Source organism: Novosphingobium sp., assembly GCF_019748365.1.
Taxonomy (GTDB): Bacteria; Pseudomonadota; Alphaproteobacteria; order Sphingomonadales; family Sphingomonadaceae; genus Novosphingobium.
In genome coordinates this window covers 1-25,071 of record NZ_JAIEPN010000051.1, presented here as the reverse complement: position 1 = coordinate 25,071, position 25,071 = coordinate 1, and the positions used below count along the sequence as shown (strand labels likewise).

General features: G+C 66.1%; 19 protein-coding genes. 16 read left to right on the top strand and 3 right to left on the bottom strand.

Annotation, left to right across the window (positions count from 1 at the left end; genetic code table 11):
- Window positions 1-27 precede the first annotated feature (27 nt).
- Window positions 28-969, top strand: a complete 942-nt coding sequence (locus K5Q19_RS07115) for a kinase (protein ID WP_292942685.1) — start codon at window positions 28-30, stop codon at window positions 967-969.
- On the opposite strand, the gene K5Q19_RS07110 is transcribed toward K5Q19_RS07115, so the two are convergent.
- Both K5Q19_RS07110 and K5Q19_RS07105 read right to left on the bottom strand, forming a co-directional pair.
- Window positions 926-2,011 (bottom strand): serine hydrolase domain-containing protein, encoded by a 1,086-nt coding sequence (locus K5Q19_RS07110; RefSeq protein ID WP_292942682.1) that lies wholly within the window; start codon window positions 2,009-2,011, stop codon window positions 926-928. The two genes, K5Q19_RS07115 and K5Q19_RS07110, sit on opposite strands and share 44 nt — an antisense overlap.
- A 229-nt stretch (window positions 2,012-2,240) precedes the next feature.
- Window positions 2,241-4,418 (bottom strand): primosomal protein N', encoded by a 2,178-nt coding sequence (locus K5Q19_RS07105; RefSeq protein WP_292942679.1) that lies wholly within the window; start codon window positions 4,416-4,418, stop codon window positions 2,241-2,243.
- 133 nt (window positions 4,419-4,551) lie between these two features.
- Here K5Q19_RS07105 and fsa point away from each other — a divergent pair, with 133 nt between their 5' ends.
- The 8 genes from fsa (at window position 4,552) to K5Q19_RS07065 (ending at window position 13,461) form a co-directional block, all read left to right on the top strand.
- A complete protein-coding gene (fsa, locus tag K5Q19_RS07100) occupies window positions 4,552-5,205 on the top strand; it encodes a fructose-6-phosphate aldolase (RefSeq protein WP_292942676.1) in 654 nt (217 codons plus the stop codon).
- A gap of 93 nt (window positions 5,206-5,298) precedes the next feature.
- Window positions 5,299-6,027, top strand: a complete 729-nt coding sequence (locus K5Q19_RS07095) for a DUF4345 family protein (protein WP_292942673.1) — start codon at window positions 5,299-5,301, stop codon at window positions 6,025-6,027.
- Window positions 6,028-6,062: 35 nt separating this feature from the next.
- Window positions 6,063-7,880, top strand: a complete 1,818-nt coding sequence (gene cobT, locus K5Q19_RS07090) for a cobaltochelatase subunit CobT (RefSeq protein WP_292942670.1) — start codon at window positions 6,063-6,065, stop codon at window positions 7,878-7,880.
- Window positions 7,881-7,906: 26 nt separating this feature from the next.
- Window positions 7,907-8,575, top strand: coding sequence for a nitroreductase (locus K5Q19_RS07085; RefSeq protein ID WP_292942667.1), 669 nt, complete (start codon window positions 7,907-7,909; stop codon window positions 8,573-8,575).
- Window positions 8,576-8,650: 75 nt separating this feature from the next.
- Window positions 8,651-10,711 (top strand): adenylate/guanylate cyclase domain-containing protein, encoded by a 2,061-nt coding sequence (locus K5Q19_RS07080; protein ID WP_292942664.1) that lies wholly within the window; start codon window positions 8,651-8,653, stop codon window positions 10,709-10,711.
- On the top strand, window positions 10,698-11,441 hold the full coding sequence (locus tag K5Q19_RS07075) for a hypothetical protein (protein ID WP_292942661.1): 744 nt from the start codon (window positions 10,698-10,700) through the stop codon (window positions 11,439-11,441). The genes K5Q19_RS07080 and K5Q19_RS07075 overlap by 14 nt, the downstream gene beginning before the upstream one ends.
- Window positions 11,442-11,515: 74 nt before the next feature.
- A complete protein-coding gene (gene cysS / locus K5Q19_RS07070) occupies window positions 11,516-13,003 on the top strand; it encodes a cysteine--tRNA ligase (protein WP_292942658.1) in 1,488 nt (495 codons plus the stop codon).
- Window positions 13,000-13,461, top strand: coding sequence for an RES domain-containing protein (locus K5Q19_RS07065; protein ID WP_292942656.1), 462 nt, complete (start codon window positions 13,000-13,002; stop codon window positions 13,459-13,461). The genes cysS and K5Q19_RS07065 overlap by 4 nt, the downstream gene beginning before the upstream one ends.
- A gap of 4 nt (window positions 13,462-13,465) precedes the next feature.
- Here K5Q19_RS07065 and K5Q19_RS07060 read toward each other — a convergent pair whose 3' ends face one another.
- A complete protein-coding gene (locus K5Q19_RS07060) occupies window positions 13,466-14,176 on the bottom strand; it encodes a TonB-dependent receptor (RefSeq protein WP_292942654.1) in 711 nt (236 codons plus the stop codon).
- Window positions 14,177-14,232: 56 nt separating this feature from the next.
- On the opposite strand from K5Q19_RS07060, the gene K5Q19_RS07055 reads away from it, so the two are divergent.
- The 7 genes from K5Q19_RS07055 to K5Q19_RS07025 form a co-directional block, all read left to right on the top strand.
- Window positions 14,233-15,171, top strand: coding sequence for a D-2-hydroxyacid dehydrogenase (locus K5Q19_RS07055; RefSeq protein ID WP_292942652.1), 939 nt, complete (start codon window positions 14,233-14,235; stop codon window positions 15,169-15,171).
- A gap of 145 nt (window positions 15,172-15,316) precedes the next feature.
- Entirely contained in the window at window positions 15,317-16,978 is a 1,662-nt protein-coding gene (locus K5Q19_RS07050; protein WP_292942650.1) for an acetolactate synthase large subunit, read from the top strand.
- 109 nt (window positions 16,979-17,087) lie between these two features.
- Window positions 17,088-18,524: an aldehyde dehydrogenase family protein gene (locus K5Q19_RS07045; RefSeq protein WP_292942647.1), complete on the top strand. Its 1,437-nt coding sequence runs from the start codon at window positions 17,088-17,090 to the stop codon at window positions 18,522-18,524.
- 170 nt (window positions 18,525-18,694) lie between these two features.
- Window positions 18,695-20,134, top strand: coding sequence for a multiheme c-type cytochrome (locus K5Q19_RS07040; protein WP_292942644.1), 1,440 nt, complete (start codon window positions 18,695-18,697; stop codon window positions 20,132-20,134).
- Entirely contained in the window at window positions 20,134-22,014 is a 1,881-nt protein-coding gene (locus K5Q19_RS07035; protein WP_292942641.1) for a heme-binding protein, read from the top strand. The genes K5Q19_RS07040 and K5Q19_RS07035 overlap by 1 nt, the downstream gene beginning before the upstream one ends.
- A 26-nt stretch (window positions 22,015-22,040) precedes the next feature.
- Entirely contained in the window at window positions 22,041-23,951 is a 1,911-nt protein-coding gene (locus K5Q19_RS07030) for a hypothetical protein (RefSeq protein WP_292942913.1), read from the top strand.
- 11 nt (window positions 23,952-23,962) lie between these two features.
- Window positions 23,963-25,071 (top strand): cytochrome c3 family protein (locus tag K5Q19_RS07025; protein WP_292942638.1); only part of this gene is annotated, 1,109 nt, incomplete at its 3' end.

Here is a 25,071-nt window from a genome sequence, read left to right as displayed (position 1 = left end):
CTGCGCGCACGGCAAGAGGGATCAGGCGTGCAGGGATCGGGTGAGGGGCCATCTGCCGTGGAGAGCTTCGCCGATCTGATCGCCGCTGAAGGCCTCCCCGCCAGCTACAGCGCCACAATCGAAACCCACTGGCGCCCGCTCGCCGCGTGCATTGCCGCGCGCGCCGCCGCGCAGGGCGGCCCGCTGATCGTCGGCGTGAGCGGTTCGCAGGGTAGCGGCAAATCCACGCTCTGCCGGATGCTTGAGGTGCTCCTGCGCGAAGAGCACGGCCTCCATGCCGCGACGCTCTCGCTCGATGATCTCTATCTGACCCGCGCCCAGCGCGGCGATCTCGCGAGCACTGTCCATCCCCTGTTCGCCACCCGCGGCGTCCCCGGTACGCATGACGTTGCGCTCGGCGTCTCGGTGATCGAGGCTGTCCGCACCCGCCGGCCCGGCCTCACCCTCCCGCGTTTCGACAAGGCCCGCGATGACCGCGCGCCTGATGCGGATTGGCCGGTGATCGCCGCGCCGCTCGATGTGCTCCTGTTCGAAGGCTGGTGCGTCGGCGCACGGCCCCAGTCCGGGGCCGACCTTGTCCGGCCGGTCAACCGGCTCGAAGCAGACGAAGATGCGGACGGCGCCTGGCGCGCCCATGTCAACGCCGCGCTCGCAGGCCCCTATCGCGCGCTGTTCGAGGCGCCCGACATGCTGGTCATGCTGCAGGCGCCCGGCTTCGAGACCGTGCTCGGCTGGCGGCAATTGCAGGAGGCCAAGCTGCGCGAAAGGACCGGGCTCGGCATGTCAAACGTGCAAGTCGCGCGCTTCGTGATGCATTACGAGCGCCTGTCCCGCCACCTGCTTGCCGATCTGCCGGGCCGGGCGGACTGCGTGATCGCGCTTGGCGAGGATCATGCCGTCGTGAGTATGGACCTTGCCGGTCCGGTCAGTTCGGCGGAACCGGAAGCCCCGGCAAGGCTGCGGCCATGATCTTGTCAAACAGCGGTCGAGGCTCGGGAATGTCCGAATTGACGAGAACGACCAACCCGGTCTTTTGCTTGGGATAGTGGATGATGAAGGCGCGGAAGCCCTGCCATGCGCCGGAGTGGTATTCGATCGGGGTGCCGTCCACGGCGACGGTGAACCAGCCCATGCCGTAATAGGCGGGCTTGTCCGGGTCGGCCTTGATTACCGGGGCCTTGGCCTTGGTCCAGAGCGGCGCAAAGGGCGGGTTGGGAACGTCCATAGCAGCGATATAGGTCGTTAAATCGCGCGCGCTGATGTAGGTACTGCCATCAGCGGTGTGGTTGAACGTTGTTGAAACCCATGCCTGGTTCTTGAGCGGCGCGCCAAGCTTGCTTCCCTCGCGCTCATAGCCCGAGGCGCGACCGGGGATAATGTCCGCTTCCGATATGTCGCGGGTGGCGTTCATGCCCAGCGGCTTGAAGATGTGGCTGGTGAAATACTGGTGATAGGGCGCGCCGGTGAGTTTCTCGATCACCATGCCCAGCATTATGTAGGCGGCGTTGCAGTAGGCCCATTTTGCCCCGGCTGGCCGCGTCTTGGGCATCTGGTAGACCAGCTTGCGCACCTCGTCCCATTGCAGCGTCTTCTGCAGATCGACTTTGGCATAGTCGTCTTCGAGCCCGGAGGTATGCGAAAGCAGGTGCTTCAGCTTGATATCCGCCCAGCTGGCCGGAACATCCGGAAAATACTTGGAAATCGGATCCTCGATGCTGAGCTTGCCTTCCTGCTGGAGCATCAGGATCGCGAGGCTGGCGAACTGCTTGCCGGTCGATCCGGTCTGAAACAGCGTGTCGGGCGTCACCGGCACCTGCCATTCGAGATTGGCGCTGCCATAGCCCGAAAGGCGCGTGATCTTGCCGTCCTGCTCGATCCCGACGGCAAGGCCGGGAATGGTCTGCCGCTTGAGCTCGCTGTTTACCGCATCATCGAGCGCATCGGCGCGAACACTCGGCGCGATGGCTAGCGAGAGGAGCAAGGCAAGTGCCGTGACCGACGTTCCGCGCATCTGAAAGCTCCCCGGGATTCCTGATGAAGGGCAGGCTAAACCCACTGGCGAGCGCTTGGCAAGCAGGCCATCGCCAGTCCGGGCACAATCAATTTCACTTTCCTACAAGGACCACTCTGAAGTAATAACCTGTATCGGGCATCAATCAGCAAGAAATTGAAAATAAACGATCAAACCGGATCGGATTTTTTCATCAGGACATTGTCAACAGTGTCAACCTGTTGGATCTTCACACAAACGAATAGGGGTCGATATCGACCGCCACCCGCACCCCCGGCGGGAAGCGCAAGGGGGCGAGCCATGTGCGGATCAGCTTCTGCACTTCGGCCGAACGGCGCGCCGCGATCAGCAGGCGGTAGCGGTGCCGACCGCGCAGCAGCGAGAGCGGGGCGGGGGCCGGGCCGAGGATCAGCACGCCGGGCTCGTCTGGCCGGGTCCCGCCGATGGCGCGAGCCGCCTCGCGTGCTTCGGCTTCGTCCTCGCTCGAGACGATGATCGCCGCCCACCGGCCAAACGGCGGCGCGCCCGCCTCGCGCCGGGCTTCGGTTTCGGCTTCGTAGAAGGCATCGCGCGATCCGCTGGCGAGTGCGGCGATGACGGCGGCCTTGGGGTGGCGCGTCTGGATCAGGACTTCGCCCGGCTTGGCCCCGCGACCGGCGCGCCCGGCCACTTGCGCGATCTGCTGGTAGGTTCGCTCCGCCGCGCGCAAGTCACCGCCGTCGAGCCCCATATCGGCATCGACCACGCCCACCAAGGTGAGCTCGGGAAAATGGAAGCCCTTGGTGACGAGCTGTGTGCCGACGATCACGTCGATTGCTTTCGCCTCCGCCTGCGCGACGAACTCGGCGGCAGCGGCGGGGCTGGCCAGCGTATCGGATGTGACGACCGCCACCCGCGCGCCCGGCAACAGCTCGCTCACTTCATCGGCGATGCGCTCCACGCCGGGGCCGCAGGCGACAAGGCAGTCGGGCTCGCCGCACTCCGGGCAGACCGGCGGCGGCGGCACTTCGTGCCCGCAGTGATGGCAGGCAAGGCGCTGCGATAGCCGGTGCTCCACGAGCCAGGCCGAGCAGTTGGGGCACTTGAAGCGGAAGCCGCAATGCCGGCACAGCGTCAGCGGCGCATAGCCGCGGCGGTTGAGGAACAAGAGGCTCTGCTCGCCCTTGTCCAGCCGGTCCGCCAAGGCCTCGACCAGTGGCGGCGCCAGCCAGCGCCCGCGCGGCGGCTGCAGTTCGGTGAGGTTGACCACCTCGATCTTCGGCAGCTGTGCTCCGCCGAAGCGGCTTGGCAGCACCAGCCGCTTGTAGCGCCCGGCCTCGGCCATCTGGAGGCTTTCGAGCGCCGGGGTCGCGCTTGCCAGCACCACCGGCACCTGTTCGAAGTGCCCGCGCATCACCGCCACATCGCGGGCGTTGTAGCGCACCCCGTCGTCCTGCTTGAACGCCACTTCGTGCGCTTCGTCGACCACCACGAGCCCGAGATCGGCAAACGGCAGGAACAGCGCCGAGCGCGCGCCGACCACCACTTTCGCCCCGCCGAACGCCACCTGTCGCCACGCCCGCCGCCGCTCGGACGCCTTGAGCGAGGAATGCCAGGTAACCGGCGCGACGCCGAACCGCGCCTCGAACCGGCCCAGAAACGCCGCCGTCAGTGCGATTTCCGGCAGCAGCACCAGCACCTGCCGCCCGGCCTCCAATGCCGCCGCCACCGCCTCGAAATAGGTCTCGGTCTTGCCGGAACCGGTCACGCCATCGAGCAGGAACGGCTGGAAAGTGTGAGCCTTGACCGCCGCCACCATCTCGGCTGCCGCTTCGGCCTGCTGCTCGGCCAGTGCGGGTGCTGCAAATTGCGGATCGGGCGCGGGGTAGGGCCGGTCGCTGTCGACCAGCACGGGCTCCAGCAGTCCTTGCCCGAGCATGCCGCGCAGCACGCCTTCCGAAACACCGGCGATCTCCGCCAGCTCGCGCATCGTGGCCTGCTCGCCCTGCAACAGATCGAGCGCCTGAAGCCGCTGCGGCGTCATCCTCGCCGGTTCCTCGCCGGTCAGCCGGTATTCGGTGACGGTGCCGCTGCCTTTCAGCGCCGCGCTGCTCGACAAGGCCATGCGCGCCACGGCGGAGAGCGGCGCGAGGTAGTAGTCTGCCGTCCACGCGATCAGCCGGCGCAGTGCCACCGGCAGCGGCGGCACTGGAAGCACCTCGAGAACCGCACGCAATTTGTGTTCGGGCCAAGGGGCATTTGCTTCGTCCCCCGGCAAGTCGCCTTCATCCCAGACCACGCCCAGGATCTGGCGCGGCCCCAGCGGCAGCACCACGACGCTGCCAGGCGGCGCATCCATCCCCTCGGGCACCCGGTAGTCGAGCGCGCCGAGAGCGGCATTGAAGACGATGCAGCGCACGCGGGTCATGCACCCCATCTAGGCACTGCCGTCCGCCGGGGCAAAGCCCGCCCATGTTCGAAAGGGTGGAAGAATGACAGGCTACACAGCGCCCACCCTCGCGCTATAGGGTTCGCAGAATCGCATACAGGACACGCCTCCCATGAAGTTTTTCGTCGACACCGCCGATACTGCCGAGATTGCCGACCTTGCCTCGACCGGTCTGCTCGACGGCGTGACCACCAATCCCTCGCTGATTGCGAAGGCGGGGCGCGACTTCATCGAGGTGACGCGCGAGATCTGCGGGCTCACCAGTGGTCCGGTTTCCGCTGAAGTGGTCGCGCTCGATCACGCAGGCATGATGCGCGAGGCGGAAGTGCTGCGGAAGATCGCGGACAACGTCTGCATCAAGGTGCCGCTCACCATCGACGGCCTTAAGACCTGCAAGGCGCTGACGGGCGAGGGCACGATGGTCAACGTCACGCTGTGCTTCTCGGCCAATCAGGCGCTGCTGGCGGCCAAGGCCGGCGCGACGTTCGTCTCGCCTTTCGTCGGCCGGCATGACGACAATGGCTTCGACGGCATGGACCTCATCCGCGATATCCGCCTGATCTACGACAACTACGCGTTCGGCACCGAGATCCTCGTCGCCTCGATCCGCCACGGCGTCCACGTGCTCGAAAGCGCCAAGATCGGCGCCGACGTGATCACCGCGCCGCCCGCCGTGATCAAGGGCCTGTTCAAGCATGTCCTGACCGAAAAGGGCATCGAGGGCTTTCTTGCGGACTGGGCCAAGACGGGGCAGTCGATAGGGTGAATTCAGGCGATCGGCTGATCCGGTTGGGCGACAGGTGCAGATGAACGGCATGATCAGCAGCAGCCCGGCAGGCGCGGTCAGGGAACTTGTGCCATGATTGCCGGGCTGTGCTGGGCGCTGCTTGGCCTCGTCCACGCCATGCCCGCGCTCGCGCTGTTCCAGCCTGCACTGATTTCGCGGATGTATGGCGTCGAGCCGGGTTCTAGCGGCTTCACCTTGATGCATCACCGCGCGGCGCTGTTTCTGGTGATCGTGGTTGTGTGCGTCTGGGCCGTACTTGATCCCGGGGTGCGGCGGCTGGCCGTTGTTGCGGTGGGGATCAGCATGGGCTCGTTCGTCGTGATCTGGTGGCGCGCAGGTGCGCCTGCGGCGCTGCGCAGCATTGCGATTGCGGACTTGATCGGCCTGCCGGTGCTGGCCATCGCCAGTTGGCTGGCGTTTCAAGGAGCGGCATGGGCCATGTTCGGCGTGCTTGCGGCAGCCTTGTTTTACGGCTTGATCGGCGTGGCAGCGCTCACGCGACCGCACAATCTTCTGGCCGGTTTCGGGATCGAGGCCAGCCAAGCCGACAGCCGCAACGAGATCCGCGCGGTTTATGGCGGTTTCCCACTCGCGGTTGCGGGCCTGCTGCTATTCAGCCTTGTGCGACCCGGTGTTTCGGATGGTATCCTGCTCGCACTGGCGGTGGCTTCGGCGGGTATGGCGGCGGGGCGGATCGTGTCCGGGCTGATTGATCGCACTCTTGGTAGCTATCCCGCTTTGTTCATCGTGCTAGAGATCGTCGTTGCGGCCTTGATCGCGAGCGCCATAAAGGGCGTATGAGAAAAAAGCTGCCTGCTTCTGGATTTGGATAGACCTTGCCTGACGAAAGCCCCCTCGACCAGTTCCGCTCCGTCCTCGCCGGCACCGCCCGCGCGGTGGCCGATGTGCCCGAGCTTGAAGTCGCCTGGACCGCAGACGCGCCGAGCCAGACGGGCACGAACTTGCGCCTGCCGATGCCGGGCCGCGCGCTGCCCGCCGCGCAAGTGGCCGAGGCGCGCGGCTTTGCCGATGGCATGGCGCTGAAATTGAGGCTCCACAACGAGGTGCTGCATGGCCGCGGCGCCCCTGTCGAACCGCTGGCCCGCGCTTGCTACGATGCGGTGGAGCAGGTCCGCTACGAGGCGCTCGGTTCGGACGGCTATGCCGGGATCCGCGGTAACCTCGATGCCGCGACGACGATGCGCATCGCCTCCGATCCGATCGCCCGCGCGATCCGGCCCGAGGACGTGCCGCTGCCCACCGCGCTCGCCATGCTGCTGCGCGAGAAGCTGACCGGTCAGCCGGTGCCTGCTGCCGCCGAAGTCGGCACGGCCATGGTGCGCAGCTGGATCGAGGCGCGCGCCGGCGCCGATCTCGAAGGGCTGGCCGACCTCATGGACGACCAGAAGGCGTTCCAGAACCTTGCGCTCGAAATGCTCGGCCACCTCGACCTGACCAAGTCCCCCGATGATGCGGAGGACGGCGGCGACGAGGACGACGGCGAGCAGGCCGACGATCAGGCCGAGGACCAGCCCGATGCCTCCGACGACGGCGCCGAGCAGCAGCCCAGCGAAGTTGCCGGCGATACCACCGAAGGCGATGAACAAGGCGAAGAGCAGGAGCAGACCGAGACTTCGGAAGACACCGCCGATGCCGACATGGCGGACGAAGGCGACGAGGGCATGCTCCCCACGCGCCCCAACCGGCCGTGGACTGACTTGCCGGAAAGCTGGGAATACAAGGCCTATACCACCCAGTTCGACGAAGTCGTCTCCGCCACCGAGCTGTGCGACGAGGAGGAACTCACTCGCCTGCGTGCCTATCTCGATGCGCAGCTGAAGGGCCTTCAGGGCATCGTCACGCGCCTTGCCAACCGGCTCCAGCGTCGGCTCATGGCGCAGCAGAACCGTTCGTGGGATTTCGATCAGGAGGAAGGCCTGCTCGATGCCGCGCGGCTGGCCCGCGTCGTCATCTCGCCGGGCCATTCGCTGTCCTACAAGATCGAGCGCGACGTCGAGTTCAAGGATACCGTCGTCACCCTGCTGATCGACAATTCGGGCTCGATGCGCGGGCGCCCCATCTCGATCGCGGCGATCAGCGCGGACATCATGGCGCGCACGCTCGAGCGCTGCGGTGTGAAGACCGAAGTGCTGGGCTTCACCACCCGCGCATGGAAGGGCGGCCAAAGCCGCGAGGCCTGGCTTTCGGGCGGCAAGCCCGCGCATCCCGGTCGCCTCAACGACTTGCGCCATATCGTCTACAAGAAGGCCGACGAACCCTGGCGCCGCGCGCGCAAGAACCTCGGCCTGATGATGCGCGAGGGGCTGCTCAAGGAAAACATCGACGGCGAGGCGCTACTCTGGGCGCACACGCGCCTGCTCGCGCGGCCCGAGGATCGCCGCATCCTGATGGTCATCTCGGACGGCGCGCCAGTTGACGATTCGACGCTTTCGGTGAACTCGGCGGGCTATCTCGAGCAGCACTTGCGCCGGGTGATCGACTGGATCGAGAAGCAGTCACCGGTCCAGCTTGTGGCCATCGGCATTGGGCATGACGTGACGCGCTACTATCGCCGCGCGGTCACGATCATGGATGTCGAACAGCTGGGCGGCACGATGGTCGAACAGCTGGCCGGCTTGTTTGAAGACGATTGATCCGATTGAATTATCTGGGGGAATTGATGCCAATAGATGTTGCCGACGCCGTTCTCACGCGCCGTTCTATCCGCGCGTTTCAGGACAAGCCCGTTCCGCTCGAGGTGCTGCGCCGGGTGATGGACACCGCGCGCTGGGCGCCCTCGGGCTGCAACTTCCAGCCGTGGGAAGCCACCATCGTGACCGGCGCGCCGCTCAAGGAATTGCAGGCCAAGATGGCGGTTACGCCCCCGCAAGACCCGCGCGAATACAGCTGGGACGATCCGGAAGTGATCCCCGAATGCAAGGCGCGGCTCCACGGCGTGGGCAAGGCGATGTATGCCGCGATGGGCATCGGCCGCGAGGACGTCGAGGCGCGCAACAAGTTCATGGGCGCCAATCTCGTCTCGTTCGGCGCGCCCGCCGTCCTGCTCTGCTACTTCGACCGCCGCATGGGGCCGCCGCAGTGGTCGGACGTCGGCATGTGGCTGCAGACGATCATGCTCCTGCTGCGCGGCGAGGGGCTCGACAGCTGCCCGCAGGAATTCCTCTCCGTCTACGCCAAGCTTATCAAGGAGTTCCTCGGCGTATCGGATGAAACGCACATCTTCTTCTGCGGCATTGCCATCGGCTACCGCGAGGAAGAGAACCCGGTGAACCACTTCGAGCGCGAGCGCGAACCCATAGACGGCAACGTCAGGTTCCTCGGCTTCTGAGGGGATTGCGTGCGCTACTGCATAGGCAGTGGCGCACAGGGGCGCTAATCACCTGTGTGATGCAGGGGATTGGCGATGCCTGAATCAGGGCCTCAATCAGGGGGCGCATCGGCGCAGGCGCTGCGGCAGGGGCTGCGAGAGCTCGGCTGGCAGCGGCTGGCCGTGGCGTCGCTTCTTCTGGCACTTGCGCTGTTTGCCGCGCTGCGCAGCTGGCAGCTCCCCATCCTCGGTGATGCCGAAAACGCGCTCTATGATGTGCGCGCTGCCGGCTTTGCCCCGCGCGCCGATACGGACAAGCGCATCGTCCTTGTCGTCTACACCGACGAGACCAACCGCAAGACGGGGCAGATCTCGCCCGTGGACCGCACCGTGCTGGCGCAGGCGCTGGCGCAGATCGAGGGCCTCAAGGCAACGGGGGAGGGTGCGAAGGGCATCGGCATCGATATCCTGCTCGATAGCGCGCAGGACGATGATCCGCTGCTGCAAGCCGCGCTGCGCGGCATGACGACGCCGGTCTACCTCGCCTTCGCCAGCAACCGCACCAATCCCGAGGCGATCACCTGGGAGCAGGAGCAGGACCTGAGGCGCTATATCGCCGCCGTGACGACGGAGACGACGAAGCCCGCCAGCATCCTGCTCGTCACCGACAACGATGGCGCTGCACGCCGCTGGCCGCAGCAATATCCCGGTCTGCCGCCGCTGCTGGCCCAAGCGCTGACGCAAACGACGCCGGACGCCGCGCCGCAGTTCTCCGGGTTTGCGGGGCCGATCCGCTATCGCCTGCCCAGTGCGACGGACCGCCCGGTCTTCGAGAAGATCCCCATCGATCTCCTCGCTGATCCCGCCACTGCGCCGCTTGTCGCCGATACGATCCGTGGGCGCTATGTGCTGATCGGTGGCGATTTTGCCGATTTCGACCAGTTCGACACGCCGATTACCCGGACCGGCCTTTCCCCCGATCCGCGCGGTGGCCATTCGCGGATGATCGGGGTGGAAATCCACGCCTCGATGCTGGCGCAGCTGCTCGACAAGGCGCTGCCGCGCAGCGTTCCGGGCTGGGCGCAGACCATCGGCGCCCTGTTCGCCGTCCTGCTCGGCATGGCGACGGCGGCGGTCCGGGCGCGGCCATGGCAGCTGGCGCTTGGCGTGGCGGCGCAGCTTGTGGCCTTTGCGGCAATCCCGTTTCTTGCCGCGAATGCCGGTTTCGATACGCTGGGGCTCCCCGCTGCCGGCTGGCCGGCGGGCTGGCTCGTCGCCTATGTCGCGGTCAGCGCGGCGCTGCGGGCGATCAACGCGGCGCAGCGCGAATTTGCGCAAGGCGCGCTGGGCAAGTACCTTCCGCGCTCGGTCGCCAGCGAAATCCTGCGCAATCCGGAACGGCTGCGGCTTCATGGTGAGAAGCGCGAGATTGTCTGCCTGTTCAGCGATCTCGAAGGCTTCACCAAGCTGACTCACGCGGTCGAGCCCGAGATGATCGCGCGCCTGCTCAACGACTATCTCGACAAGCTTTCCGCCATCGTCCTCGAACATGGCGGCACGCTCGACAAGTTCGTCGGCGATGCGGTGGTGGCGTTCTGGGGCGCGCCGATTGCCTATCCCGATGATGGCGCGCGGGCGGTGAAGGCGGCCATCGCGATGTACCATGCGGGCGAGGAATTCCGCCGCGACGCCCCCGCCGGTGTGCCGCCGATTGGCCGTACCCGCGTCGGCGTCCACTTCGGCGAAGCGATCGTCGGCAACTTCGGGGGCGAGGGGCGCATCCAGTACACCGCGCTGGGTGATGCGATGAACACCGCCGCCCGCCTCGAAGGCGCGAACAAGCCGCTCGAGACGACAATCCTTGTCAGCCGCGAGGCCGTGGAGCGCTCCGGGCTGGATGGGTTCCGCCCGATGGGCACCGTCAGCCTGCGCGGCCGCGCGACCCCGGTTGAGGTTTTCGAGCCCGTGCCGGAGGGCGATCCTTCCGCCCGCGCGCTTGCCGAAGACCTCGTTGCTGCGCATGCTGCAGGAAATCGCGCGGCTGTGCAGGCGCTCACAGCGCGAATCGCGGCGAACGGCGACAAGGATCCCGCGCTGGCCAATCTGGCGCGCCGCCTTGCGGAACTGGATGATGGAGAGAGTTATGGCCTTGGCTAGTCGCACCTTTGCTGCTGTTGCCCTGATGGCGGCGAGCTTCGGGTGGAGCATGGCGGCCTATGCGCAGGCCGTGGTGATCCGCTCGACCGGGCCTTCCGCCGCGGCCTATCCGATGGGGCGCAAGCTGCCGGCGGGCGCTGCGGTCACGCTCAAGGCGGGCGATCAGGTGACGGTGATCGACGGGGCCGGCTCGCGCGTTCTGGCAGGGCCCGGCAGCTTCCGCATCGACAATGCCGTGAACCGCGATGCCGCGAGCGGCGCCAATACCGCGCTCGCCGCGCTGATCGCCCGCGGCGGCGCGCGCACGCGCACCGGGGCCGTGCGCGGCGATGCCGAAGTGCCGACCGAACCGGTCCGCCCCGACAATGTGTGGTACGTCGACGTCAGCCGTGGCGGCACCGTCTGCATCGCCGATCCCGCCCAGGTCGTGCTGTGGCGGCCCAACCCCGCCGAAACCGGCAACGGCACGCTCTATGGCGCGGACAACACCCCCGCCGAAGTGACCTTCCGCGCCGGCAGCGCGATCAAGCTCTGGCCGATGGCGACCTTGCCGGTGGTTGACGGGCAGACCTACCGCTTCACCAGCCCGCTTGGCCAGACGGTGAAGATCACCACGCGCGTGCTGGCGGATGTGCCGGAGGAGCCGGTGGCGGTGGCCGCGATGCTGGCGGACAAGGGCTGCACCGGCCAGATCGAGGTGCTGGCGAGCGTCCCGGCGGCGGCTGAATAAATAGGGACAGTCCCCATTTATCGGTGCGCGCGCGCGCTTGACCGGCAGGCGCGCAGGCTGGCAGAGCGCAGGGCATGGAAACGACTGCCCCGACTTCTGGCCCGCTGACGCTCTTCAACAGCCTGACCCGCCGCGCCGAACCGTTCACCCCGGTCCATGAAGGCGAGGCGCGCGTCTATACCTGCGGGCCGACGGTCTACAACTACCCCCATATCGGCAATATGCGCGCCTATGTCTTCGCCGATGTGCTGGGGCGCACGCTGAGCTTCAAGGGCTACAGGCTCACCCATGTCATCAACATCACCGATGTCGGCCACCTGACCGACGATGCGGACGATGGCGAAGACAAGATGGAGCGGATGGCGGCGGCGCAAAAGCAATCCATCTGGGACATCGCCGAGCACTACAAGCAGGCCTACTGGGCCGACGTGCGCGCGCTGAACATCCGCCAGCCGGCGCAGTGGACGGTGGCGACCGACTACGTGCCGCAGATGATCGAGTTCGCGAAGGGCATCGCGGCGAAGCACTGCTACGAGCTGGACAGCGGGCTCTACTTCGATGTCTCGACCGTCGCCGATTATGGCCGGCTCGCCCGCGCCCAGACCGAGGATGGGGAGGGCCGGATCGAGGCGGTGGAAGGCAAGCGCAACGCGGCCGATTTCGCGATCTGGCGCAAGACCCCGCCGGGCGAGACACGGCAGATGGAATGGGATTCGCCCTGGGGCAAGGGCGCGCCGGGCTGGCATCTGGAATGCTCGGTCATGTCGGGCGCGGTGCTGGGTTTTCCGTTCGATATCCACACCGGCGGGATCGACCACCGCGAGATCCACCACCCCAACGAGATTGCGCAAAACCAGGCGCATTGCTGCACGAACGGCCTCGACGACGCGGCCAACTCGGGCGCCAAGGTGTGGATGCACAACAACTTTCTTGTCGAACGCTCGGGCAAGATGTCGAAATCGAGCGGCGAGTTCCTGCGGCTGCAGCTGCTGATCGACAAGGGGTATCACCCGCTGGCATACCGGCTGCTGTGCCTGCAGGCGCACTATCGCAGCGAACTGGAGTTCAGCTGGGAAGGGCTTGGGGCGGCGCTGACGCGGCTGAAGCGGATGCTCAACCAAGCTGAGCTGCTTGCGAATCCTCCGACGGTGCCGCTCATCAAGCACCCAAAGTTTGAGGTGGCGCTCGCCAAGTTCGAAGCTGCTATTTCCGATGACTTGAACACGCCGTTGGCACTGACTGCGTTCGAAGAAGCACTTGCGGTGAAGAAGGTGGATGACGTCATCAAGCGCAGTGCGATCGCCCATATGGATGCAGTGCTCGGCCTTGGCTTTTTCAGCTCCTACGGCAAGCATGAGGAACTGGAGCGAAAGGACCTCCGCATCCGCCCCAAGTCCGCCACCATCACCGAAGCCGAAATCGAAGCCACACTAGCCGCGCGCAAGGAAGCTCGCGCCGCCAAGGACTTCGCCCGCTCCGATGCCCTGCGCGATGAACTGACGGCCAGGGGTGTCGAGGTGATGGACGGCGATCCGCTCGGCTGGGAGTGGAAGCTGGGGTGAGGCTCTGGCGCATCACGCGCGCGGCGCATGTGGCGCTCGATGGCGCTGGTGCGATCGCGCACGGCGGGCGCTACTCTCCGCCGGGCATGCCGGTCGTCCATTTCGCTTCGGAAGCCGGTCTCGCGGTCCTGATTGCGCTGCGTTACCAGCCGGCCGATCCGGTGGAAGCGGCGAATGACACGGTGCTTGGCTGGATCGAAGTTGCGGAGGAGCCCGAACGCGTGCCGCCGGGGCTGGACGAGCCCGCCATTCGGGCGTGGGTGGAGAGCTGGCTGGTCGAGCAGCGTTCTCTGGTGGCTGCCGTGCCATCAAAAGTCCTGCCGGAAGGTGACGTGCTGCTGTTTAATCCGCGCCATCCCGGTGCAGCGCACGTCGGGGCGCTGCAAACGCGCCCGTTCAGCTTTGCCGAATGCCTGCACGCTCCGCCAATGCGAATCATCTACGAAGGATTGCGGTAGCCATCTAGCGCTTGGGCACCACCACCAGCTTGTAGGGAATGTAGAGCAGCACTTCGGAAAGGCTCGCGCGGGCCCATTCAACCGGGCGGTTGAGGCCTTCGATCTCCACGCCATAATCTGGGCCGAGCTTGGCCGCCATTGTCCGCGCATCGGCGGCGATCGCATCCGCCACGGCGCCGCGATACTGATCCGGTGCCACGACCGACAGCGTCAGGTCCTCCGTTTCGCCGAATTCCGCACGGCCCACCGGCTCCACGGCCTTGATGAAATCGGCAATCTTCTTCTCGGCAACCACGCCCGACACCGCCCCGCCGAGCGGCACCTTGATCAGGAAGACCGCGCGCGAGGTATCGGGCCGGCCCGCTCCGGACAGCGAGAGGGTCTTGTAGTTCTGCAAGGTCAGCGGCTCGACCGTGCGCTCCCCATAGGCGAGCTGGACGCCTTGCTTTGGCGCCAGGCGGATTGCGTTCTCGATCATCTGGTACACTTCGGCGATGCGCTTGCCGGCATCGCGCGTATCGCCCGTGATCGAGACTTCCTGCACCGCGAAATCGGCGACGCGCTTGAGGCCCACGGCGGGGACGCGCTCGTCGAACGTGTCGGAATCCCGCCGCGTCGCCGTCACGATGACTTCCGACATGCCATTGTCCTGCGCCATCACGGTGACCGGGAAGAGCACGCCCGCAAGGCAGACTGACACAAAAATCCGTTTCATCGGCGCCTCTCTCCGCTATCCCGCCTTGAACGAAACAGTGCGGGAGAGCCTTGTCAATGACGGTCCTTGTGATGAACGCGCTCGCCGCGCCGCTGGTCCAGCCGCATCTGCCGGAGTGGATCGAGCCGCGCTTCTTCCGCCACACCGAAGAGCTGATGGAAATGGCGCCCGAAGCCGAGATCGGCTGGTTCGATCTGGAAGACACCGCGCCGATGGCCGAGGCGATCCGGCGGGCCACGAAGCTCAAGTGGCTCACCAGCATCTACGCCGGGGTCGATGGCCTGCCGCTTTCGCTGATGGCCGAGCGCGGCGTCGTCATGACCAACGGCGCGGGCATCAATGCGGTGACGATCGCCGAATATGTCGTGATGGGGATGCTCAATATCGCCAAGGGCTACCGCGAGGTGGTGCACGCGCAAGGCCGACACGAATGGCTTACCGAATCGCCCGGCAAGATGGAACTTGATGGCAGCCGGGCGCTCATCCTCGGCTATGGCGAGATCGGCCAGCGCGTCGACCGCATCCTCACCGGGTTCGGGGTCGATGTGGTCAAGGTCCGCCGCTCGGCGGGTGAGGGCACGCTGACGCCCGGCGAATGGCGCGGGCGGCTGGGCGAGTTCGACTGGGTGATCCTGGCCGTGCCCGGCACGGCGGAGACCGAAGGCATGATCGGCGCGGCGGAACTGGCGGTGATGAAGCCCTCGGCGGTGCTGGTGAATGTCGCGCGCGGCAGCGTGGTCGATCAGGATGCGCTGGTGGCGGCGCTTACTGCACAGAAGCTCGGCGGTGCGTTCCTCGATGTCACCACGCCCGAACCGCTCCCGGCGGAGCACCCGCTGTGGGCGATGCCTAATGTCCATATCACCATGCACCTTTCCGGCCGCGCGCAGGGCAAGATGTTCCGCCGCGCGGTGGAGCGTTTCCTCGGCAATCTGGCACGCTACCACCGCGGCGAGCCGCTGACGCATCAGGTCGATTTCGCGCTCGGCTACTGAAGTGGCGCGCGAGGCGTGACTCGCGCGCGTGCCTTTGTTACCCCTTGGCACCGGGGGTGCAGCGGCATGCTGTAACCACCGGTTGGTCGCGACCGTACTGGGCTGAGGGAGGCGCGGCTGCGGGCTCCCGCTGGGGAGCGAATACATGAGCGATGGTGCCGGCAAGAAAGCCTCTGACCTGTTTGTCGAATGCCTTGAGGAAGAAGGCTGCGAATACATCTTCGGCGTACCCGGCGAAGAAAACCTCGATTTCCTCGATTCGCTGTCTCGCTCCAGCAAGATCAAGCTTGTGCTGACCCGCCATGAACAGGGCGCCGGCTTCATGGCCGCGACGTATGGCCGCCACACCGGGAAGACCGGCGTCTGCATCGCGACGCTCGGGCCGGGCGCGACCAATCTGGTGACCGCGGCGGCCTATGCCACCTTGGGCGGCATGCCGATCCTGATGATCACCGGCCAGAAGCCGATCAAGAAATCGAAGCAGGGCCGCTTTCAGATCCTCGATGTCGTCTCGATGATGGGGCCGCTGACCAAGTTCACCCATCAGATGGCCAGTTCCGACAATATCCCGAGCCGGGTGCGCGAAGCCTATCGCCTGGCCGAAGAGGAAAAGCCGGGCGCGACGCATATCGAGCTGCCTGAAGACATTGCCGACGAGCATACCGAGGCGCGCCCGCTGAAGCGCTCGATGGTCCGCCGCCCCAGCGCCGATCCCAAGTCGGTGCGGCAGGCGGTCAAGGCGCTCGAGGCGGCCAAGTCGCCGGTCCTCGTGATCGGCGCGGGCGCCAACCGCACGATGACAGGGCGCATGCTGCTCCAGTTCGTGGAGAAGACCGGCATTCCCTTCCTCACCACGCAGCTCGGCAAGGGCGTGATCGACGAGCGCCATCCGAAGTTCCTCGGCTGCGCGGCGCTTTCGGCGGGCGATTTCGTCCACCGCGCGATCGAGGATTCCGACTGCATCGTGAACATCGGCCACGATGTCATCGAAAAGCCGCCTTTCTTCATGCACGAAGGTGGCCCGACGGTAATCCATGTCTCGTCGAAGACGGCCGAAGTCGATCCGGTCTATTTCCCGCATATCGAGGTCATTGGCGATATCGCCAACGCGATCTGGCAGATGAAGGAAGACATCATTCCGAACGCCAGCTGGACCTGCGGCCGGCTGCTGGACTACCGCGCTGCCGAAGTGGCCCACACGGCGGGCCTGGCCGCCGACGCGCGCTTTCCGATCTTCCCGCCGCATCTTGTAAGCGAAGTGCGCGCAGCGATGCCGGACGACGGGATCATCTGCCTCGACAACGGCGTCTACAAGATCTGGTTCGCGCGCGGCTATACCGCCTACCGCCCCAACACCGTGCTGCTCGACAACGCGCTCGCCACGATGGGGGCAGGGCTCCCCTCCGCCATGATGAGCGCGATGCTCTACCCCGAGCGCAAGGTCATGGCGATCTGCGGCGATGGCGGCTTCATGATGAACAGCCAGGAGATGGAAACCGCCGTCCGGCTAGGCCTCAATCTCACCGTGCTGATCCCCAACGACAACAGTTACGGCATGATCCGCTGGAAGCAGGCCAACATGGGCTTTGCCGATTTCGGACTGACCTACGGCAATCCCGACTTCGTGAAATACGCCGAGAGCTATGGCGCGCATGGCCACCGCGTGGAAAGTGCGGCGCACCTCAAGGAACTCCTCGCGCACTGCCGCGATACACCGGGTGTCCACCTGATCGATTGCCCGGTCGACTATTCTGAAAACGACCAGATCCTGAACAAGGATATCAAGGCGCTGTCGAAGGCGCTGTAAGACTAGCGTGTTCCCCTCCCGCTTGCGGGAGGGGGCAGGGGTGGGCCAGCAAGGCCTGCTCCAAAGCCCACCCCCGACCCCTCCCGCAGGCGGGAGGGGGGAGTACGCCATGACCAAGCTCAAAGACGTCTACCCGCTCTATCTCAACAACAAGGCGGTGCAGCCCAACACCGATCTTGCGGTGACCGACAAGTTCACCGGCGAGATCGCCTTCCGCACCGCGCTCGCCACACCCGATGTGATCGACGCCGCCATTGCCGGCGCCGTCCGTGCGGCGGAGCCGATGGCGCGGCTGGCAAGCTACGAGAAGCGCGATGTGCTGGCCCACTGCGTGCGCCGCTTCATCGAAAGGTTTGACGAGCTCGCCTATGCGCTCTGCGTTGAGGCCGGAAAGCCGATCGCGGATGCGGAAGGCGAGGTCACCCGCCTGATCGATACGTTCCGCATCGCCAGCGAGGAAGCGACGCGCAATTACGGCGAAGTCCAGCCGCTCGATATCTCTGCGCGCGCAAAGGGTTACATGGGGATGTGGAAGCGCGTTCCCATCGGTCCGTGCAGCTTCATCTCGCCGTTCAACTTCCCGCTGAACCTCGCCGCTCACAAGATCGCGCCTGCCATTGCCATGGGCTGCCCCTTCGTGATGAAGCCTGCCAGCCTCACCCCGCTGGGCGCGATCATCATGGGCGAGGTGCTCGCGGAATGCGACGTGCTCCCCGAAGGCGCGTTCTCGATCCTGCCCGCCAGCCGCGACGGGGCCGATCTCTTCACCACCGACGAGCGCCTGAAGCTGCTTTCCTTCACCGGCTCGCCCGGTGTGGGTTGGGACCTCAAGGCCAAGGCGGGCAAGAAGAAGGTCGTGCTCGAACTCGGCGGCAATGCGGCGGTGATCGTCGATGCCGATGCCGATCTCGATCATGCGCTCGCGCGCATCGTGTTCGGCGGGTATTACCAGTCGGGCCAGTCCTGCATTCACGTGCAGCGCGTGATCATTCACGAAAGCATCTACGACCGTTTCCGCGACATGCTGGCGGCCAAGGTCAAGACGCTGATCTCGGGCGATCCCAAGGCGCGCGATACCTTTATCGGCCCGATGATCTCCGCCAAGGAAGCCCAGCGCCTCAAGGGCTGGATCGACGCGGCCATCGCAGGCGGCGCAACGCTGCTGGCGGGCGGCGGTTGCAGCGGGGCGATGCTGGAGGCAACCTTGCTCGAAGGCTGCAGCCGCGACATGGACGTCTATACCGAGGAAGCTTTCGGCCCGGTCGTCATCCTCTCGAAATTCAGCGACTGGGACGCGGCGCTGGAGGAAGTCAACGACAGCAAATTCGGTTTGCAGGCCGGGATCTTCACGCGCGATATTCACAAGGTGCTTGAGGCCTGGGACCAGCTGGAGGTCGGCGGTGTCGTCGTCAATGATGTCTCAAGCTACCGCGTCGACAACATGCCCTATGGCGGGGTCAAGGATTCCGGGCTTGGCCGCGAGGGCGTGCGCTTTGCGATGGAGGACATGAGCGAGATCCGCAATCTGGTGATCCGGCGGGTCTGAGCGCAGGGCGCGCGGCGACGGTCGAGTTCGGTACAAATCCACGCTTGAATGGCACGCACTGTCTGGCGTAACCACCCATCAAGGGGTCGTCCTGTTGGGTCGCGTCCTGCGCGCGGTGAGGCCCGCAAAGGTTCCTCCGCACTCGGCGCTGCCGTTGGGAACGAGGGGCAATGCGGGGCATTTCGACACTGGCGCGGTCGTTTGAGGCTGCCCTTCGCGGCGGGGCCAGAGGACCGCTCATCGCCGCCCTTGCGTGTCTGGCGCTCGCGGTGCTTGCACTTGCCGCAGCGTTCGCCCTGCGTCCCGCACCGCTCAAGGCGCAATCTTCTGCGGACAATGCTGCCCAGCGCGCACACATGGGCGTCGCCAGCTGTGCCGGCTCGACCTGCCATGGCCGCAGCGTCGCCAGCGGAACGCCGATCCGTCAGGATGAACTGCTGCGCTGGCAGGAAGAAAGCTCTCCCACCGGGGCGCACAGCCGCGCCTGGCGCGTGATCGGCGAACCGCGCGGGGCCGCGATAGCCCGCAGGCTCGGGCTGGACAGCGCCGGGCTCGTGCGTGAATGCGCCGGCTGCCATGCCTCGCAGGGTGCGGCAAGGCTCGCGGACGGCGTTGATTGCGAGGCCTGCCACGGCAATTCCGGTGCCGGACCCGGCGGCGGCTGGCTCGCCACCCACTACACTGTCGGCACCAGCCATGCGCGCAATGTGGCGCAAGGGATGACCGATCTCACTGTCCCGCGCGTGCGCGCCGGGGTCTGCCTCGATTGCCACCTCTCGGGCGATGGACCGGGCCAGTTCATCGCGCATCGCATCATGGCGGCGGGCCACCCACGCATCTCGTTCGAGATGGACCTGTTCAGCACCCTGCAGCAGCACCACGACGAGGATGCCGACTACATCGCGCGCAAGGGCCACAAGACCAATTCGATGCAGATGTGGGCGATCGGGCAGGCCGAGGCCGTCGCGCGCGGGCTCTCGCTCTATCTGCAGCCGGCCAAGGCCAGCGACGGCGTGTTTCCCGAGTTCACCTTCTACGATTGCCATTCCTGCCATCGCCGCATCTACGACAGCGATGAGGCGAACGTCAGCGCGGTGCCCAATCCGGGCCGCCCGATCCATGCCGGGATGCCGCCGTACAACGATGAGAACATGATCCTTCTGCTCGCCGCCGCGCGCGTCGTCGCCCCGGCCGAAGCTGCGACATTCGATGCGCGCGCCAAGGCATTCCACCGCGCGATGGGCGTGGGCCGCAGCGAGACGGTGGCGGCGGCGCAGGCGCTGCGGCAGGCCGCCGAAGCGCTCTCCGCGCGCTTTGCGGCGACCGCCTTCAGCCGCGATCAGGCCTTCACGGTGATCGACACCATCGCCAGCGACGCGATTGCCGAGCGCTTCACCGACTATGAAGGCTCGGTCCAGTCGGTCATGGCGCTCGACACCTTGCTGAACGGCATGGTCAACGCCGGCATGGTGACAGCGGGCAGCGCGGGCAATCTGCGCCTCCAGATCAACCAGGCCTATGCTGCGGTGCGCGATCCCAACGGGTTCCAGCCGATTGCCTTTCGCCGCGCACTGGGCAGCGCGGTCCGTTCAATCCGGAGTCTACGCTGATGGCCCTTCGCAAACTGCCCGGACATCTGGCGGCCTGGTTCGCGCTGGTTGGCCTCGTGCTTTCGGGGTTCGCCCCGATCGCCGCCAGCAATGCCTCGGCGGCCGTCTACACCGCACCGCCGCTGGAAGCGCTGACGATCGCCGACGTCCAGAAAGTCATCGCGCAGGCGGTCGGTGAGGCCAGGGCGCGCGGCGCGAAGGCGACGATCGCGGTGGTCGACCGGGTGGGCAACGTGCTGGCGGTCTATCGCATGACCGGTGCCGCTACGCAGATGCGCATCACCGCGCGCACCCAGCTGCCCACCAGTGTGTTCCCTTCCGAGCTCGGCGCCATCGCCAAGGCCATCACGGCTGCCTATCTCTCCTCGAGCGGCAATGCGTTCTCGACGCGGACGGCCTCGATGATCGTCCAGCCGCATTTCCCGCCCGCGCCAAGCACGCCGGGGCTGGAATCCGGGCCGCTGTTCGGCGTGCAGTTCAGCCAGTTGCCCTGTTCTGATCTCAACACGCGCTTTCCCGGCAATGCGGCGGTAGCAACGGCGATGATCGGCCCCAAGCGTTCCCCGCTCGGCCTCGCGGCTGATCCGGGCGGGCTGCCGCTCTACAAGCGCGGCGTGGTTGTCGGCGGGATCGGCGTGATGGCGGACGGGATCTACGGCTTCGATCCCAATGTGCTCGATTTCGACAAGGATCTCGACGAGGTCCTTGCGCTTGCCGGCCTGCAGGGCTTCGCGCCGCCGATCACGATCCGCGCGGACCGCATCCCGGTCGATGGCACCACGTTGCGCTTCTCCGATGCCATGGCAAGCCAGCTCCACCCGCTGCAATCCAGCTTTGCCGCGCTGGGCACCGGGGCCGGGGCGCTCATTGCGGTTGCGGGCTTCTACGCCGGCACTGCCATCCTCCCCGGCGTCGCCTATGGCACCGAACGCAGCGGCATCCGCCTTGCCACGGCAGCCGAGTTCAGCAATCGCGAGGCCTTCATCCTCAGCGACGGCAACGGCGTGAACCGCTTTCCGATCCGCGGCGGCACGGATGCGGCCGAAGTCGGCACCGCGCTCAGCCCGGCCGAAGTCCGCGCGGTGCTGGAGGAAGCCTTCAAGGTCATGAGCCGGGCCCGCGCGCAGATCCGCCGCCCGCTGGATTCGCCGGCGCAAGTCTCGATATCGGTGGTCGATACCTGGGGCACGCCGCTCGGGCTGGTGCGCAGCCCCGATGCGCCGATCTTCGGCACCGATGTCTCGCTGCAGAAGGCGCGCACGGCGGCGTTCTTCTCGAACCCCAGGGCAGGCGCGCTGCTCTTCGCCGATCCCGATCCCGGTGTCGCGCCCACCGTCGCGGCGACGCGCAGCTTCCTTGCCGACACCGCAGCGCTCACCGGCAAGTCCGCATTCTCCAACCGCGCCGTCGGCCTGCTCGCGCGGCCCTATTTCCCCGATGGCGAAGTCGGCCGCCCGAACGGTCCGCTCTCGCTGCCGATCGCCAGCTTCAGCCCCTTTGCCACCGGGCTCCAGACCGCGCTGATCGCCAGAACGCTTGGCGCGGACCGCTGCACCAATGTCCCGCGCGCGCCCAGCGGCCAGCAGCGCCTCGCCAATGGAATCCAGATCTTCCCGGGTGCGGTGCCGATCTACCGCGGCAGCACGCTGGTCGGCGCCATCGGCGTTTCGGGTGACGGCATCGATCAGGACGACATGATCGCCTTCCTCGGCGCCAGCAACGGCGGCAAAAAGGTCGGCAGCATCGGCAATGCGCCCAAGGCCATGCGGTCGGACCGGATCGTGGTGAAAGTTGGTGTCGGCGTGCGGCTGCGCTATGTGAACTGCCCGTTTGCGCCCTTCCTCGATACATCAGCGCAGAATGTCTGCGAGGGGCTGTGAGCGCACTGGCGTCCCTCCTTGCTCCCATGCTCGCGCTGGCCGCGCCAGCGGCAACGGCTGAACCGCCCGCTGCGCCGCCAAGCGATGCGCCCGCAGCCGAGCCGACGACGGCAGACGGTGCACTGCTCGAAGGCCGCCGCCGCCCCGGTTATCAGAAGACGCTGCCGGACAAGGTCGAGCAGGACAATCCCGGCGCGGTCAATGCGCCGCCGCCTGAAGCCTTCTATGACAAGTGGGACGGCGAGGGCAGCCCGTCCGACCTTGTTGTCGATACCGGCGTGCCGGATCGCTGGCGCATCACCTCTTCGCTCTGCCCGAAGAAGGATACCGCGTCCGGCAAGATCAACTCCGCGCTCTACACGCTGTTCCCGCGCCTCGCCCATGTCTGCCATTCGCAGCTCGATCCCTTCCACCATAGCACGCTGAAGGGCGACCGTCCGCTCGCGGCGGGGAAGCGGCCCGGTTTCCTCAAGGGCGACGACTGGTTCTTCGTCGTCAACGGTGTCTCCGATACCGTGGTCGAGCCGCGCAGCTTCCCGATTCCCGTCGGGAACCAGACGACGAGCGATCCCGATTCCAACGATACCTTCGGCCGCAGCAACAGCCTCGTGCTGTCGCAGACCTTCATCGCCGGCTTTTCGCTGCTCAAGGGCGAAACGGCCTTCAAGCCGCCGGTCGTTGAATACCGCGTGGCAATCGCGGCCAATATCAACCACGTCCAAGTGCCCGAACGCCGCGTGCTTTTTGTCGAGCCTTCGAAGGGCACCAAGCGCACCGACGGCTTCGTTGGCCTGCAGGAAGCCTTCATCGACTACCACCTCGGCCAGTTCGATACGAACCGCTTTGATTTCGTCTCGCTGCGCGTCGGCATCCAGCCGTTCCAGGCGGATTTCCGCGGCTTCCTGTTCAATGACAACCAGCTTGGCGTGCGTCTGTTCGGCAACCGCGACAACAACCGGCTGCAGTTCAATCTCGCCTATTTCTGGCGGATCGAGAAGGACACCAATTCCGGGCTCAACAATATCGCCGCGCCGCTGCGCAAGGACTGGGTCTTCGCGGCCAATCTCTATCGGCAGGATTTCCCCTTCGTCGGCCTGACCAGCCAGCTTTCGCTGACCTACAACGTCAACCGGGAGACGCGCATCACCACCGATGCCAACGGGTTCCCGGTCCGCCCGGCGCTGCTCGGCGATCTGCGCCCGCGCACATACCGCGTGTTCTATCTGGGCTACGGGGTGGATGGGCATATCGGCCGGCTCAATCTGACGGGCCAGTTCTATGGCGCGTTCGGCAAGGACCGGAACAATTTCCTCACCAGTGAACCGGCGCGGATCCGCTCCTTCTTCGGCGCTGCCGAGATCAGCTATGATCGCAACTGGGCCCGCTTCCGCGCCTCCGCGCTCTATGCGACGGGGGACAGCGACCCTTACGACAACACCGAGACCGGCTTCGACGCGATTTTCGAGAACCCGCAGTTCGCAGGGGCCGACACCTCCTACTGGATCCGCCAATCGATCCCCTTTGCAGGCGGAGGGCGCGTCATCGGCGTGAACGGGCGCAACGGCATCCTCAATTCGCTGCGCTCGTCGAAGGAGCAGGGGCAGTCGAACTTCCTCAATCCGGGCACTGCGCTGGCCGGAGTGGGCGCCGATCTTGATCTCACCCCCACGTTCCGGCTCACCGCCAATGCCAACCACTTGTGGTTTGCGAATACCGCCGTGCTGCAGGAACTGCGCAACCAGGGCTCGATCCCCAAGGCGATCGGTTGGGATCTTTCGGTCGCTACCACCTGGCGGCCCAAGGCGGCGCAGAATGTGGTCTTCCGCCTGTCGGGCGCGGTGCTGAAGGCGGGCAAGGGTTTCCGCGACCTGTTCGACCAGCGCGGCCACGGCAGGCAGTTCTATTCCGTGCTCGGCAACCTGACGCTGGCTTTCTGATGGGCAAGACCATGCACTTCGCGCCCCGAAAGGCTCTGCTGATCTGGCTGGCGCTGCTGATCGGCGCCTTGGGCGTGCCGACCGCGCTCTGGGCCTCGGGCGAGGAAGTCGCGCAGAAGATCACCTACACCCGCGCCCCGCCCGCGCCGCGCGGCCAGCCGGGCGATACGGCGGCCGAGCAATGGGCCTATGTCGACAAGCAGAACGCGGGCTGCGTCAGCTGCCACACCACGAGCGACCACCGCACCATGCACGCCAGCCCCGCCGTGGTGCTTTCGTGTGCCGATTGCCATGGCGGCAATACCCGCATCATGGCGGACCGGCGCTGGGCGCGTGGTTCGATGGACTATGTCGCGGCGATGAAGGACGCGCATGTCCTGCCGCGCTTTCCCGTCGCATGGAGCTGGCCCAGCTCGGCGAACCCCAAGCGCTCCTATGCGCTGCTCGCCAGGGAAAGCCCCGAATTCATCCGCTTCGTGAACCCTTCGGACTACCGCGTCGCGCGCGATTCCTGCGGGGCCTGCCACATGTCCATCATCGAGGCTTCGGAGCGCTCGCTGATGGCGACGGGCGCGATGCTGTGGGGCGGCGCGGCCTATAACAACGGCATCGTGCCGTTCAAAAACTACATGTTCGGCGAGAGCTTTACGAGGCAGGGCGAACCCGCGCTGCTGAAATCTGCCTCGAAGCAGATCGGCCCCGATGGCAAGCCGATGTGGGGCACGGTCACCCCGGCTGAAAAGGCGCGCGGCGCGCTGCCGATCCTCTATCCCCTGCCCAAGTGGCACACGATCCCGCCGGGCGACATCTTCCGCGTGTTCGAGGATGGCGGCCGCACGATCAACCCGCAGTTCCCCGAAATCGGCCTGCCCAATTCGACCGGTTCGATCCAGCGTCTCGAAGAGCCCGGCCGTCCGGATCTCAAGCAATCGAACCGCGGCCCCGCCACCGGCCTGCGCGTTGCGATCCCGGTGCTCAATATCCACAAGACGCGCCTCAACGACCCGTTCCTGTTCCAGATGGGCACCAATGACCAGCCGGGTGACTACCGCTCCTCGGGCTGCGCTTCGTGCCACGTGATCTACGCCAACGACCGCGAGCCGCGCCACAGCCTGAACTA

Coding starts and splice junctions, on each gene's coding strand:
- K5Q19_RS07085 (WP_292942667.1), top strand. CDS start 7,907: ATGCCAATAGATGTTGCCGACGCCGTTCTCACGCGCCGTTCTATCCGC.
- K5Q19_RS07030 (WP_292942913.1), top strand. CDS start 22,041: ATGCTCGCGCTGGCCGCGCCAGCGGCAACGGCTGAACCGCCCGCTGCG.
- K5Q19_RS07055 (WP_292942652.1), top strand. CDS start 14,233: ATGACGGTCCTTGTGATGAACGCGCTCGCCGCGCCGCTGGTCCAGCCG.
- K5Q19_RS07080 (WP_292942664.1), top strand. CDS start 8,651: ATGCCTGAATCAGGGCCTCAATCAGGGGGCGCATCGGCGCAGGCGCTG.
- K5Q19_RS07110 (WP_292942682.1), bottom strand. CDS start 2,011: ATGCGCGGAACGTCGGTCACGGCACTTGCCTTGCTCCTCTCGCTAGCC.
- K5Q19_RS07040 (WP_292942644.1), top strand. CDS start 18,695: ATGCGGGGCATTTCGACACTGGCGCGGTCGTTTGAGGCTGCCCTTCGC.
- K5Q19_RS07035 (WP_292942641.1), top strand. CDS start 20,134: ATGGCCCTTCGCAAACTGCCCGGACATCTGGCGGCCTGGTTCGCGCTG.
- K5Q19_RS07050 (WP_292942650.1), top strand. CDS start 15,317: ATGAGCGATGGTGCCGGCAAGAAAGCCTCTGACCTGTTTGTCGAATGC.
- K5Q19_RS07045 (WP_292942647.1), top strand. CDS start 17,088: ATGACCAAGCTCAAAGACGTCTACCCGCTCTATCTCAACAACAAGGCG.
- K5Q19_RS07060 (WP_292942654.1), bottom strand. CDS start 14,176: ATGAAACGGATTTTTGTGTCAGTCTGCCTTGCGGGCGTGCTCTTCCCG.
- cysS (WP_292942658.1), top strand. CDS start 11,516: ATGGAAACGACTGCCCCGACTTCTGGCCCGCTGACGCTCTTCAACAGC.
- K5Q19_RS07075 (WP_292942661.1), top strand. CDS start 10,698: ATGGCCTTGGCTAGTCGCACCTTTGCTGCTGTTGCCCTGATGGCGGCG.
- fsa (WP_292942676.1), top strand. CDS start 4,552: ATGAAGTTTTTCGTCGACACCGCCGATACTGCCGAGATTGCCGACCTT.
- K5Q19_RS07095 (WP_292942673.1), top strand. CDS start 5,299: ATGATTGCCGGGCTGTGCTGGGCGCTGCTTGGCCTCGTCCACGCCATG.
- K5Q19_RS07105 (WP_292942679.1), bottom strand. CDS start 4,418: ATGACCCGCGTGCGCTGCATCGTCTTCAATGCCGCTCTCGGCGCGCTC.